Source organism: Streptomyces sp. NPDC006193 (assembly GCF_040613915.1).
In the GTDB taxonomy this organism is placed as follows: domain Bacteria; phylum Actinomycetota; class Actinomycetes; order Streptomycetales; family Streptomycetaceae; genus Streptomyces.
Map to the genome: position 1 here is coordinate 36,703 of NZ_JBEXTB010000002.1, position 13,412 is coordinate 50,114.

General features: G+C 70.9%; 10 protein-coding genes and 3 tRNA genes. 7 read left to right on the forward strand and 6 right to left on the reverse strand.

Annotated elements, in window-relative coordinates; all coding sequences use genetic code 11:
• The first annotated feature begins 20 nt into the window (after positions 1–20).
• The 5 genes from ABZ261_RS01890 to ABZ261_RS01910 all read left to right on the forward strand — a co-directional run bounded on the left by ABZ261_RS01890 (position 21) and on the right by ABZ261_RS01910 (position 5,047).
• A tRNA-Asp gene (locus ABZ261_RS01890) sits at positions 21–95 on the forward strand.
• Between the two features lie 24 nt (positions 96–119).
• Positions 120–193, forward strand: a tRNA-Phe gene (locus tag ABZ261_RS01895).
• Between the two features lie 256 nt (positions 194–449).
• Positions 450–4,415: an ATP-dependent RNA helicase HrpA gene (gene hrpA / locus ABZ261_RS01900; RefSeq protein ID WP_356854613.1), complete on the forward strand. Its 3,966-nt coding sequence runs from the start codon at positions 450–452 to the stop codon at positions 4,413–4,415.
• 94 nt (positions 4,416–4,509) lie between these two features.
• A tRNA-Asp gene (locus ABZ261_RS01905) sits at positions 4,510–4,584 on the forward strand.
• Between the two features lie 271 nt (positions 4,585–4,855).
• The gene (locus tag ABZ261_RS01910; RefSeq protein WP_356854614.1) at positions 4,856–5,047 is read left to right on the forward strand and encodes a DUF6274 family protein; all 192 of its coding nucleotides are present in this window, start codon (positions 4,856–4,858) and stop codon (positions 5,045–5,047) included.
• 473 nt (positions 5,048–5,520) lie between these two features.
• On the opposite strand, the gene bldC is transcribed toward ABZ261_RS01910, so the two are convergent.
• The gene (gene bldC, locus ABZ261_RS01915) at positions 5,521–5,727 is read right to left on the reverse strand and encodes a developmental transcriptional regulator BldC (RefSeq protein WP_003949541.1); all 207 of its coding nucleotides are present in this window, start codon (positions 5,725–5,727) and stop codon (positions 5,521–5,523) included.
• A gap of 541 nt (positions 5,728–6,268) precedes the next feature.
• Positions 6,269–7,111 (reverse strand): hypothetical protein, encoded by an 843-nt coding sequence (locus ABZ261_RS01920; protein ID WP_356854615.1) that lies wholly within the window; start codon positions 7,109–7,111, stop codon positions 6,269–6,271.
• A gap of 200 nt (positions 7,112–7,311) precedes the next feature.
• Here ABZ261_RS01920 and ABZ261_RS01925 point away from each other — a divergent pair, with 200 nt between their 5' ends.
• Together ABZ261_RS01925 and ABZ261_RS01930 are read left to right on the forward strand one after the other, a co-directional pair.
• Positions 7,312–8,418, forward strand: a complete 1,107-nt coding sequence (locus tag ABZ261_RS01925) for a Glu/Leu/Phe/Val dehydrogenase dimerization domain-containing protein (RefSeq protein WP_356854616.1) — start codon at positions 7,312–7,314, stop codon at positions 8,416–8,418.
• Positions 8,419–8,708: 290 nt separating this feature from the next.
• Positions 8,709–8,954, forward strand: a complete 246-nt coding sequence (locus ABZ261_RS01930) for a DUF3073 domain-containing protein (RefSeq protein ID WP_356854617.1) — start codon at positions 8,709–8,711, stop codon at positions 8,952–8,954.
• 63 nt (positions 8,955–9,017) lie between these two features.
• Here ABZ261_RS01930 and purM read toward each other — a convergent pair whose 3' ends face one another.
• From purM to ABZ261_RS01950, 4 genes are all read right to left on the reverse strand, one after another.
• A complete protein-coding gene (gene purM / locus ABZ261_RS01935) occupies positions 9,018–10,100 on the reverse strand; it encodes a phosphoribosylformylglycinamidine cyclo-ligase (RefSeq protein ID WP_356854618.1) in 1,083 nt (360 codons plus the stop codon).
• Positions 10,101–10,143: 43 nt separating this feature from the next.
• Entirely contained in the window at positions 10,144–11,673 is a 1,530-nt protein-coding gene (purF, locus tag ABZ261_RS01940; RefSeq protein ID WP_356854619.1) for an amidophosphoribosyltransferase, read from the reverse strand.
• Between the two features lie 266 nt (positions 11,674–11,939).
• Complete coding sequence (locus tag ABZ261_RS01945) at positions 11,940–12,455, reverse strand: META domain-containing protein (protein WP_356854620.1); 516 nt, start codon at positions 12,453–12,455, stop codon at positions 11,940–11,942.
• A gap of 58 nt (positions 12,456–12,513) precedes the next feature.
• Positions 12,514–13,311 carry a sterol carrier family protein gene (locus tag ABZ261_RS01950; RefSeq protein WP_356854621.1) on the reverse strand — a complete coding sequence of 266 codons (798 nt, stop codon included), beginning with the start codon at positions 13,309–13,311 and terminating at the stop codon, positions 12,514–12,516.
• Positions 13,312–13,412: the final 101 nt, after the last annotated feature.

A 13,412-nucleotide genomic window follows, 5' to 3' on the forward strand; every position in this document is an offset into this window, starting at 1 on the left:
ACACTGTTGCACGCACGCTGGGTCCTGTGGAGCAGTTTGGAGTGCTCGCCACCCTGTCAAGGTGGAGGCCGCGGGTTCAAATCCCGTCAGGACCGCTGGTGTTTCACGTGAAACGCCGTGGCTGGGTAGCTCAGTTGGTACGAGCGTCCGCCTGAAAAGCGGAAGGTCGCCGGTTCGACCCCGGCCCCAGCCACAGGAACGAAACCCCCCTCGGGCGACCCGAGGGGGGTTTCGTCGTCTCCGGCCCATCGGCGATCGCTGAGCCGCCGAGCAGTGCGCAGCCGCCGTGCAGTGCGGGGCCCGGCGAGACGACACGGGGACGATCAGGTGGAGGGCCGTGGCGGGGAGGACGCGCCGGGCGGGTCCCCGCGTTGCTTCCGGGGGCGCCGGCCCCGCCGCGTTCAAATCGTTCGCCTGTCTTTCGGCGGAGGTGAGATCCTGGAAGCCGTATGTCTACGCATCCCGCCCCCGCCCTCGGCACCCTCGCCACCCGTCTGACCGAGCTGTCGCTGCGCGACGCGCACCGGCTGGGCAGGCGGCTGGAGGGCGCACGCAAGATCCGCAAGCCGGAGGCCCGTGCCGCCGTCCTCGCCGAGATCGAGACGGAGATAGGCCGCGCCGAGGAGCGGATGGCCGAGCGGCGCTCCCGCCTGCCCGCCGTCACCTACCCCGAGCAGCTGCCGGTCAGCCAGAAGAAGGACGAGATCGCGGCCGCCGTCCGCGATCACCAGGTCGTCATCGTGGCCGGTGAGACCGGGTCCGGCAAGACCACCCAGATCCCGAAGATCTGTCTGGAGCTGGGCCGCGGCGTGCGCGGCATGATCGGGCACACCCAGCCGCGCCGGATCGCGGCCCGGACCGTCGCCGAGCGGGTCGCGGAGGAGCTGAAGACGCCCCTCGGCGAGGCCGTCGGCTGGAAGGTCCGCTTCACCGACCAGGTGAACCCGGACGCCACCTTCATCAAGCTGATGACGGACGGCATCCTGCTCGCCGAGATCCAGACCGACCGCGAGCTGCGCGCCTACGACACGATCATCATCGACGAGGCCCACGAACGGTCCCTCAACATCGACTTCCTGCTCGGCTACCTCGCCCAGCTGCTGCCGAAGCGCCCCGACCTGAAGGTCGTCATCACCTCGGCGACCATCGACCCGGAGCGGTTCTCCCGGCACTTCGACGACGCGCCGATCATCGAGGTCAGCGGCCGGACCTATCCGGTCGAGGTGCGCTACCGGCCCCTGCTGGAGGAGGACTCCGAGGACGCCGACCGGGACCAGATCACCGCGATCACCGACGCCGTCGAGGAGCTGACGGCGGAGGGGCCGGGCGACATCCTGGTGTTCCTCTCCGGCGAGCGGGAGATCCGGGACACCGCGGACGCGCTGGAGAAGAAGTACGCCCGCGCCGGCGGCCCCCAGGGGCAGCGCATGGAGGTGCTGCCCCTGTACGCCCGGCTCTCGCACGCCGAGCAGCACCGGGTGTTCCAGCCGCACACCGGGCGCAGGATCGTTCTGGCGACCAACGTCGCCGAGACCTCCCTCACCGTCCCCGGCATCAAGTACGTCATCGACCCCGGCTTCGCCCGGATCAGCCGCTACAGCCACCGCACCAAGGTCCAGCGGCTGCCGATCGAGCCGATCTCGCAGGCCAGTGCCAACCAGCGCAAGGGCCGCTGCGGCCGTACGTCCGACGGCATCTGCATCCGGCTGTACTCCGAGGACGACTTCCTCTCCCGTCCCGAGTTCACCGACGCGGAGATCCTCCGGACCAACCTCGCCTCCGTCATCCTGCAGATGACCGCGGCCGGCCTCGGCGACATCGAGAAGTTCCCCTTCATCGACCCGCCGGACCACCGCAACATCCGCGACGGCGTGCAGCTGCTGCAGGAACTGGGCGCACTGGACCCGGCCCAGAAGGACCCCCGCAAGCGGCTCACCGAGACCGGCCGCAAGCTGGCCCAGCTGCCCGTGGACCCGCGCCTGGCCCGCATGGTCCTGGAGGCCGAACGCAACGGCTGTGTCCGCGAGGTCATGGTCATCGCCGCCGCGCTGTCCATCCAGGACCCGCGCGAGCGTCCGGCCGACAAGCAGACCCAGGCCGACCAGCAGCACGCCCGCTTCAAGGACGAGACCAGCGACTTCCTCGCCTACCTCAACCTGTGGCGGTACATCCGCGAGCAGCAGAAGGAGCGCGGTTCCAGCTCCTTCCGCCGGATGTGCAAGCAGGAGTACCTCAACTTCCTGCGCATTCGCGAATGGCAGGACATCTACACCCAGCTGCGCACGGTCGCCAAGCAGATGGGCCTCCACCTCAACGACCAGGACGCCCCCGCCGACCGCATCCACGTCTCCCTCCTCGCGGGCCTGCTCTCCCACATCGGGATGAAGGACGTGAAGGACGGCAACAAGAACGAGTACCTGGGCGCCCGCAACGCCAAGTTCGCGATCTTCCCGGGGTCGGCGCTGTTCAAGAAGCAGCCGAAGTTCGTGATGTCGGCCGAGCTGGTGGAGACCAGCCGCCTCTGGGCGCGGGTCAACGCGAAGATCGAGCCGGAGTGGGTCGAGCCGCTGGCCGGGCACCTGCTGAAGCGGACGTACAGCGAACCGCACTGGGAGAAGGACCAGGCGGCCGTGATGGCGTACGAGAAGGTCACGCTGTACGGCGTCCCGATCGTCGCCCAGCGGAAGGTGAACTACGGCCGCATCGACCCCGAGGTCTCGCGCGAGCTGTTCATCCGCAACGCGCTCGTGGAGGGCGACTGGCGCACCCACCACAAGTTCTTCGCCGACAACCGCCGGCTGCTCAGCGAGGTCGAGGAGCTGGAGCACCGGGCCCGGCGCCGGGACATCGTGGTCGACGACGAGACCCTCTTCGACTTCTACGACCAGCGGGTGCCCGAGCACGTGGTGTCCGGCGCCCACTTCGACTCCTGGTGGAAGCGGAAGCGGCACGAGCAGCCGGACTTCCTGGATTTCGAGCGGGAGATGCTGATCCGGGAGTCGGCGGAGGCGGTCACGAAGGCCGACTACCCGGACGTCTGGCGCCAGGGCGGCCTGAAGTTCCGGGTCACCTACCAGTTCGAGCCGGGCGCGGACGCCGACGGCGTGACCGTGCACATCCCCCTCCAGGTCCTCAACCAGGTCACGGACGAGGGCTTCGACTGGCAGATCCCCGGCCTGCGCGAGGAGTTGGTGACCGAGCTGATCCGCTCCCTGCCGAAGCCGGTCCGGCGCCACTACGTGCCGGCGCCGAACTACGCGCGGGCGTTCCTGGAGAAGGCGCAGCCGCTGCGGGAGCCGCTGACCGCCACGATGGCCCGTGAGCTGAAGCGCATGGTCGGGGTCCCGTTCGAGGCGGACGACTTCGACTGGGCGAAGGTCCCCGACCACCTCAGGATCACGTTCCGGATCGTCGACGAGCGGCGCCGGAAGCTGGCCGAGGACAAGGACCTCGAGGCGCTGAAGCTCCAGCTCAAGCCGAAGGCCCGCAAGGCCCTCTCCCAGGCCGCCGCGGCGACCGCCTCCCGCGAGGGCGGCGAGTCCCTGGAGCGCACGGGGCTGACCGACTGGACGATCGGCACCCTCAACCGGGTGTTCGAGACCCGCCGGGCGGGACAGCCGGTCAAGGCGTACCCGGCGCTGGTCGACGACGGGGACACGGTCTCCGTGCGCCTCTTCGACACCGAGGCCGAGCAGGCGGAAGCCATGTGGAAGGGCACCCGGCGGCTCATCCTGCGCAACATCCCCGTGAACCCGGCGAAGTTCGCCTCCGAGAAGCTGACGAACCAGCAGAAGCTCGCCCTGTCCGCGAACCCGCACGGATCCGTGCAGGCGCTGTTCGACGACTGCGCGACGGCCGCCGCGGACAAGCTGATCGCCGACTTCGGCGGGCCCGCGTGGGACGAGGAGTCGTACCGCAAGCTGTACGACAGGGTGCGCGCCGAGATCGTCGACACCACGGTCCGCACGGTCGCCCAGGTGCAGCAGGTGCTGGCCGCCTGGCAGGCCTGCGAACGCCGTCTGAAGGCCGTGAGCAGCCCCACCCTGCTCGCGAACCTCACGGACGTGCGCAAGCAGCTGGACGCCCTCGTGAAGCCCGGCTTCGTGACGTGGGCGGGCATACGCCGGCTGCCCGACCTCGTGCGCTACCTGGTGGCCGCCGAGCGCCGCCTGCAGCAGATGCCGACGAACGTCCAGCGGGACACCACGCGCATGGAGAAGGTCCACGAGATGCAGGACGAGTACGCCTGGCTCCTGGAGCAGCTCCCCGCGGGGCGCCCGGTGCCGTCCTCGGTCCTGGAGATCCGCTGGATGATCGAGGAGCTGCGGGTCAGCTACTTCGCCCATGCGCTGGGCACGGCGTACCCCGTCTCGGACAAGCGGATCGTCAAGGCGATCGACGCGGCCGTGCCGTAGCCGGACCCGTACGGAGGGTGAGTTCGACCGGGGCCCTCACCCTCCTGTACAGTCTCATCTCGCAGCGCAACGCACGGCAAGCGCCGCGAAACCTGGTCCTGTGGAGCAGTTTGGAGTGCTCGCCACCCTGTCAAGGTGGAGGCCGCGGGTTCAAATCCCGTCAGGACCGCACAGCAACTGAGGCCCGCACCCGCGAGGGTGCGGGCCTCAGTCGTACCCACGCCCCCGCCCCGCCCCGTCTCGCGCAGCCCCGGCCGGTGATGACGACCCGTCATGCGGCCTGCCGCGCAGGGCGAGCCGCCGCGGGAGCGGCCGCCGGGTTGCCGGCCGGGCGGCGGTCCGGAGCCGGCGAAGCCGCCGGCGGGCTTGACGGCGTCACATTCGCTCGGTACTCCGGACAGCAGGGCCCCGTTCTCCTGTGCGGCCCCTGGAGGTGGCGTATGACGGCGTCAGCCAGGCACGAGACACGGGCGCTCCTCAGGGCGCATCTGTCGGCCGCCTCGTCCTACCGGCACCTCACCCGCGGCTGCCCCGTCTGCCACCGCCTGCTGCGGCTGGCGATGGACGCGGGCCCGGCGACCGGGGAGAGCGAGCGGGAGGCCTGCGAGGACGACCGCCCCCGCGGGGCGTGACCTCGTCCGAGGCCGGTGATGCCCAACCCCCTTGCCTGCGTGGGTATCTGACGCCGTCACGCCTCCTTTAGCGCACACATGCCACCGGCAACAAGGACTCTGGCATGTGACGGGAGTCACCGCGTAAGTTTCCGGAACAGCGGTACTTAGCCGGTTCCTACAACCAGTCAATTTAATATGTGCAATTGCACCGCCCCCGGGAGGCCGGCCCCGGTCGTTCGGACAGGCCTCCCCAGAGTCCGACACGGACGCTCACAGCACCGCCCCACGACGGCGTCCCGCGCACAAAAAAGATCGCGCTGGACTCGGCGGAGTCCAGCGCGATCGACGACGCACCCTGTGTGGCTAGCCTGCGGTGTTCCGTTCGGCTCGGGCGAGGGTCCTGTTGGGGCAGGTCCCGCGTCGCTTGGAGCTGGGGTTCCGGGCGCCTCGGACGGTTGGGGGCCGACCGGCTTGCCCGGTTATGGAGTTGTTCAGGCCTCGCTGCGCTGCTGCGGGATGCCCGCGAGCAGAGCGCGGACCTCGGCCTCGCGGTAGCGGCGGTGCCCGCCGAGCGTACGGATGGACGTGAGCTTCCCGGCCTTCGCCCACCGCGTGACCGTCTTGGGGTCGACACGGAACATGGTGGCGACCTCAGCCGGGGTCAGCAGCGGCTCAGCATCAGGGGTGCGAGCGGTCATGAGCGGCCTCCTCGGGAGAACCGAACCTTCTCGGTTCTTTCCTCTAAATTCTGCACCTTGACCCGCGTTGCCCGAAATGGCGGACGCGAGTCGAGTCGGTTATAGGACGAACGGCTTGTCCTCGGCACTACAACTACACCATCTGTCCAGCCCCGTCGGCCAAACCGATGGAATTGCCCTCCCAGGTGTTCATCAGCGACGGAAGCCGATGGACCATGCCATAGCGGACAGTCACGCCACTGTGACGATCAGTCACAGGACGATCAGGAGTCACCAGACCCCCCAAAGCGTGCAATGCTGAGAATCCGCCCGAACGTGAGCATAGTGGGGCGGACGGAGCCCTCCCCGGACTCCTTGTCCTATTTTGGCATGAGGGGTGGCTTCCAGGGCAAGGGCCATGTAAGTGCCGTCCATCACCCTTGGGGCCGAAAGTCCAGATCGGGGCCGACATCCCGTCAGATGGGCCAAGTGCCGTAGACCGTACGCCGTGCGCCGCCTTCCGGGCCGTGACGCACGTCACTGCGTGCGACGCGGCTGGCTCTCAGTTCGCCGAACGGCGGGCGCGCACCGCCCGCCACCGCTCCACCAGCCGCCCGTACGCCTCCCCGGCGGCCGCCGCGTCCCCGCGGCGCAGCGCCTCGATCCCGGCCGCCACGTCCGCCGCCGAGTGGTCGTCCTCCAGCTCGCCCGCCGGCAGCACATGCACCAGACCGCCGTAGTCCAGCTCGACCAGCGCGCGCGGGTGGAACTCCTCCAGCCACCGGCCGACGTCCACCAGGCCGTCGATCAGCGGACCCTCCTCGACGGTGTCCCGCAGCGTGCGCAGCGCCCGCGCCACCCGGCGCCGGGCCTGCACCATCGGCGTGCGGTAGCGCAGTACCGGGGGGATCTCGGCGGTCCCCTTGCCGTACCGCCGCTCCTCGTCCGCGACCAGCACGAACCAGTTCAGCGGCACCTGCCAGGTCGCCGTGCGGATCCACGGGCGGGCGTCGGGGTTGCGGGCCAGCCAGCGCTCGTAGTCCTGCGCGGCCTGGCGGCGCACCACCGGCGGCAGCACCGCGTCCAGCACCGGCGGGGGCAGCTCCTCTCCCAGCTCGCCCAGGGCCTGCCAGCCGCGCAGCCGGGTCCGCCAGGGGCACACGCACACCACCCCGTCGACCTCCAGCACGAAGGCGTCGCCGCTCTCGTGCACCGGAACCGCGACCGGCGGGGTGGGCAGCAGGTCGGCGAGGGAGCGGCGCAGCTCGTCCTGGTAGGAGGGGCGGTCGGGCCGGCGGGCGTAGTCCGCCCAGTGGCTGCGCTCCGGCTCCGGGAAGGCGCCCAGCGGTTCGTACACGCGCAGGTACGCGGCATAGGGGACGACCACGGAGGACACCTTCGGCACGCCTGCTCCCTCCCCACCGGGCCCGGCTCGAAACCACTGCAAATCGTGTCACGCCGTTACGTGCGCCGAGGGCGCGGGAGAGTGATCCTGAACACTGCGCGGTCGGTGGTCGTGCCAAGGCTCTACGCTCATGCCACGGCACCCCGCCACCCGTACGGGGACCGCACCCCACTCGCCGCTAGTACACAGGAGTCACCACAGTGACCGACGTAACCGGCGCACCTGCTGATGTCCTGCACACCCTGTTCCACTCCGACCAGGGCGGGCACGAGCAGGTCGTGCTCTGCCAGGACCGCGCCAGCGGCCTCAAGGCCGTGATCGCCATCCACTCCACCGCCCTGGGCCCCGCCCTCGGCGGCACGCGCTTCTACCCGTACGCGACCGAGGCCGAGGCCGTCGCCGACGCCCTCAACCTCGCGCGCGGGATGTCGTACAAGAACGCCATGGCCGGTCTGGACCACGGCGGCGGCAAGGCCGTGATCATCGGTGACCCGGAGCGCGACAAGAGCGAGGAGCTGCTCCTCGCCTACGGACGCATGGTCGCCTCCCTCGGCGGCCGCTACGTCACCGCGTGCGACGTCGGCACGTACGTCGCCGACATGGACGTCGTGGCCCGCGAGTGCCGCTGGACCACCGGCCGCTCCCCGGAGAACGGCGGGGCCGGCGACTCCTCCGTCCTCACCGCCTTCGGCGTCTACCAGGGCATGCGCGCCTCCGCCCAGCACCTGTGGGGCGACCCGTCGCTGCGCGGCCGCAAGGTCGGCATCGCAGGCGTCGGCAAGGTGGGCCGGCACCTGGTGCAGCACCTGCGGGACGAGGGCGCCGAGGTCGTGATCACGGACGTCCGCGCGGACGCCGTCCGGCGGATCCTCGACCAGTACCCCGAAGGGGTGACGGCCGTCGCCGGCACCGAGGAGCTGATCCGGGTGGAGGGGCTGGACGTCTACGCGCCCTGCGCCCTCGGCGGCGCCCTGAACGACGACTCCGTGCCGGTGCTCACCGCCAAGGTGGTGTGCGGCGCGGCCAACAACCAGCTCGCCCACCCGGGCGTCGAGAAGGACCTCGCGGACCGCGGGATCCTCTACGCGCCGGACTACGTGGTGAACGCCGGCGGGGTCATCCAGGTGGCCGACGAGCTGCACGGGTTCGACTTCGACCGGTGCCGGGCGAAGGCGGCGAAGATCTTCGACACCACGCTGGCAATATTCGCACGTGCGAAGGACGATGGCATTCCGCCGGCCGCGGCGGCCGACCGGATCGCCGAGCAGCGGATGGCCGACGCCCGCGCGCGGAGCACCGCACGCTGACGCGTCCGAACAGATGAGCGGTACCCGTCGGCGGGAATGTGGAGACAACTCTCACTTCCCCCGGCGGGTCGTTCTCCGATAAGTGGTTAAAATCGCCACTGACCAGCGAGGACAGGGCGCCTCGAAGGTCCTGGGCACACGCGCGTGCCGCGGGCGACGTACCGTATGGGCGCGGGCTCAGGTACCGTGGAAGCCCTACGGACCGGCCTCTCCCCGGAGAGTCCGTTCCAGATCATGAACGCGTGTCAGACTCTGGGGCCGTCGAGCCCCGTCGTTGAGGGGGTCGAGCCATGGGGCGCGGCCGGGCCAAGGCCAAGCAGGCGAAGGTTGCCCGTCAGCTGAAGTACAACAGCGGTGGGACAGACCTCTCACGCCTGGCCGAGGAGCTGGGCGCATCGACGTCGAACCAGTCGCGGAACGGCGACCGATTCGCGGACGATGAGCACGACGACGACCTGTATGCACGGTACGCCGACCTCTACGAGGACGACGACGACGAGGACGAGGATCCCTCGCAGCACCGTCGCGGCGCTTGACCTTGCACGGACCAGTCCGGTCGGTGGCCCAGCCACCGACCGGATTTTGTGCTGTCCGGACGGTCAGGCGGCGTAGTCGCCCACCAGCTCCGCGCCGGTCTCCTTGTCGCCCCGCTCGGTGATCTCGCCGGCGACCCAGGCCTCGACGCCCCGGTCGGCCAGCGTCGCGAGGGCCACCTCGGTGGACTCCTGCGGCACGACCGCCATCATGCCGACGCCCATGTTGAGCGTCCTCTCCAGCTCCAGGCGCTCGACGCCGCCGGTCCTGCCGACCAGGTCGAAGATCGCACCCGGGGTCCAGGTGGCCCGGTCGACCACGGCCTGCAGGTGGTCCGGGACGACACGGGCCAGGTTGGCCGCGAGACCGCCGCCGGTGATGTGGCTGAACGCGTGCACATCGGTGGTGCGGGTGAGCGCCAGGCAGTCCAGCGAGTAGATCTTCGTGGGCTCCAGCAGTTCCTCGCCGAGGGTGCGGCCGAGCTCCGCGACCTCTGTCTCCAGGGCCATCCCGGCGCGGTCCAGCAGCACATGGCGGACCAGCGAGTACCCGTTGGAGTGAAGTCCGGAGGACGCCATGGCGATCACGGCGTCACCCGTGCGGATGCGGTCCGCGCCCAGCAGCCGGTCGGCCTCCACGACGCCCGTGCCGGCGCCGGCGACGTCGAAGTCGTCCGGGCCCAGCAGCCCCGGGTGCTCGGCCGTCTCGCCGCCCACCAGGGCGCAGCCGGCCAGCACACAGCCCTCGGCGATGCCCTTGACGACGGCGGCGACCCGCTCGGGGTGGACCTTGCCGACGCAGATGTAGTCCGTCATGAAGAGCGGCTCCGCGCCGCACACCACGATGTCGTCCATGACCATGGCGACCAGGTCGTGGCCGATGGTGTCGTAGACGCCCATGCGGCGCGCGATGTCGACCTTGGTGCCGACGCCGTCCGTGGCGGAGGCCAGCAGCGGGCGCTCGTAGCGCTTGAGGGCGGAGGCGTCGAAGAGCCCGGCGAAACCGCCGAGGCCGCCCAGCACCTCGGGGCGCCGGGTCTTCTTCACCCACTCCTTCATCAGCTCGACCGCGCGGTCGCCCGCCTCGATGTCGACGCCCGCGCTCGCATAGCTGGCGCCGCCCACGGCAGTAGGGGTCTCAGAAGACATGACCTTGAGAACTTTCGTGTCGTACTGCGTGAAACAGCGGGGGTTACGGGCGGCGGATCGCGTCGGTCGCGGCCGTGGCGGCCGGGCCCGCGGCCAGCTCGGTCTCCAGCAGCTGCTTGCCGAGCAGCTCCGGGTCCGGCAGCTCCATCGGGTACTCGCCGTCGAAGCAGGCGCGGCAGAGGTTCGGCTTGGCGATCGTGGTCGCCTCGATCATGCCGTCGATGGAGATGTAGGCCAGGGAGTCGGCGCCCAGGCTGGTGCCGATCTCCTCGATGGTCATGCCGTTGGCGATCAGCTCCGCGCGCGTGGCGAAGTCGATGCCGAAGAAGCAGGGCCACTTCACGGGCGGGGAGGAGATCCGGATGTGGACCTCGGCGGCGCCCGCCTCGCGGAGCATGCGCACCAGGGCCCGCTGGGTGTTGCCGCGCACGATGGAGTCGTCCACGACGACCAGGCGCTTGCCCTTGATGACTTCCTTCAGCGGGTTCAGCTTCAGGCGGATGCCCAGCTGGCGGATCGTCTGCGAGGGCTGGATGAAGGTCCGGCCGACGTAGGCGTTCTTCACCAGGCCGTTGCCGAAGGGGATCCCGGAGGCCTCCGCGTAGCCGATGGCGGCCGGGGTGCCGGACTCCGGGGTCGCTATGACCAGGTCGGCCTCGACGGGCGCCTCCTTCGCCAGGCGGCGGCCCATCTCGACGCGGGAGAGGTACACGTTCCGGCCGGCGATGTCGGTGTCCGGACGGGCCAGGTACACGTACTCGAAGACACAGCCCTTGGGCTTCGCTTCCGCGAATCGGGAGCTGCGCAGGCCGTTCTCGTCGACGGCGACGAACTCGCCCGGCTCGATCTCCCGCACGAAGCTCGCGCCGGTGATGTCCAGGGCGGCGGTCTCGGAGGCGACCACCCAGCCGCGCTCCAGCCGGCCGAGCACCAGCGGGCGGATGCCCTGCGGGTCACGGGCGGCGTAGAGGGTGTGCTCGTCCATGAAGACGAGCGAGAAGGCCCCGCGGACCTGGGGGAGGACCTGGTGGGCCGCCTCCTCGATGGTCAGCGGCTTGCCGTCCTCGTCGACCTGGGCGGCCAGCAGAGCCGTCAGCAGGTCGGTGTCGTTGGTGGCCGCGACCCGGGTGGAGCGGCTGTTGTTGTCGTTCGGCAGGTCGGCGACCATCTCGGCGAGCTGCGCCGTGTTGACCAGGTTGCCGTTGTGGCCGAGCGCGATCGAGCCGTGCGCGGTGGCGCGGAACGTCGGCTGGGCGTTCTCCCACACGGAGGCGCCGGTGGTCGAGTAACGGGCGTGTCCGACCGCGATGTGACCCTGGAGCGAACCGAGCGAGGTCTCGTCGAAGACCTGGGAGACCAGGCCCATGTCCTTGAAGACGAGGATCTGGGAGCCGTTGCTGACCGCGATGCCCGCGGATTCCTGGCCCCGGTGCTGGAGGGCGTAGAGCCCGAAGTACGTGAGCTTTGCGACCTCTTCACCCGGAGCCCAGACACCGAAGACGCCGCAAGCGTCCTGGGGGCCCTTTTCGCCGGGAAGCAGATCGTGATTGAGTCGACCGTCACCACGTGGCACGCCATCGAGTGTAGGCGAGATCGTCCACTGGTCCGAATTGGGGATACGTGGTCCTCGCCGACGGCGCGACCGCGATCACCTTGGGTGTTTCTGCGTCTTTCCAGGTCAGCGCGGTGCGTCCGCGCCGGCCGACGTCCGGGCGCGCTCCCACGGTCCGGTCCTGGGGACCTTCCCGGCGGGCCTGAGTGAGGTGTCGCACACCAGCCGGCCTCCGCGGGCCTCCGGCGCGCCACGGGCGTCCCCGAGCGCTACGGCGTCCCCGAGCGCTACGGCGTCCCGGACGCGCCGGGGCTCTCCGGTGCGCCGGGCCTCTCCGGTGCCCCGCGGCTCTCCCGCGCCGGGCCGCGGCTGAGGTGGACGCGGTCGCCGTCGCCGTCGGTGAGCGTCAGCTTCGACGCGCCGGTCTCGGCGCGGAGCGTGCCGGTGGTGAGGATGCGGGCGAGGGTGCGCTCGAAGTCCATCCGCTCCCGGTCGCAGGCCATCCTGGTGGTGCGCAGGTCTCCGAAGGTGATCCGGTCCCCGCGCACGGTGGCCCGGGCGCTGAAGTGGTTGCAGCCGAGGTTGCCCGCCGCCCTGCCGTCCTCGTCGATGCGGAGGCGGGCGGCCGCGGGCGCGTGCCGGTCGGAGCCGCCGGCGGTGATGCCGTCGACCCGCCAGTCGATCCCGGTCACCTCCTGCCGGCCCACCGCACCACTGTCCCCCTTCTCGCCGCCGCAGGCCACCGCGAACGGCAGGAGCACGGTGGCCGCCGTCAGAGTCAGGCGCTGCTTGTACCGGTTCATACGGGTTCGACGGGCGAGCGGTAGGACCGGTTCCCCTCCGGCGCGCGGGCCGGGCGGCCTACGACATCACCGGCAGCAGTCCCCCGAGGTCCGCCCGCTCCCCGCTGGCGCTGACCTTCGCCCCGGCGACGGCGTCCTTCCACGCCACCCGCCCCGTGGCCAGCCGGATCCAGGTGAGCGGGTCGGTCTCCACGACGTTGGGCGGGGTGCCGCGGGTGTGCCGGGGGCCCTCGACGCACTGCACGACGGCGTACGGCGGCACCCGCACCTCGGTCGAGCCGCCGGGCGCCTTCACGGCGAGGGCGTCGGCGAGCAGCCGGGTGGCGGCGGCCAGGGCCTGCCGGTCGCAGGGCGCCTCCAGGCCGGGGACGGCCGCGTTCAGGTCGTCGGTGTGGACGACCAGCTCGACGGTCCGGGTGACCAGGTAGTCGTCCAGCGGCATCGCGCCCGCGTTGGTCGCCAGGAGCCGCCCGCCGGGGTGCTCGGCGAGCAGGGCGCGCAGGCTCCGGTCGATGTCACCGAGGTAGGCGTCGAGGTCGGGGTGTTCCGCGGCCAGCTCGCGGGTGAAGCCGGCGATCGCGGCGGCGCTGCCGGCGGTCGCGAAGGGCCAGTCGAGCGGCTGGGCGTCCTGCCGGGGCGGGGCCGGCCGGTCCAGGGCGCGGTGCACGGCGGTGAGGGCCATGCCGATGTGCGCGATCAGGTCCCGCACGGTCCAGTCGCCGAGCCGGGTCGGCAGGGCGAGCTGCTCGGGTGCGAGGCCGCGTACGGCCTCCCGTACGTTGCCGAACTGGGCGAGGACCGCGGCGCGGGTCCGGTCGGGGTCATAGCTGCGGGCGCGCTTCTTGGCCTGGGGCATGGGAGTGACCTTATGCCTGCGCGGGCGGGCGCTTCAGCGGGGTGCGCGCCTCACCCGGACGCCCTCGCGCGCGGTGGCGGCCGCGCCCGGCGCCGACGCGC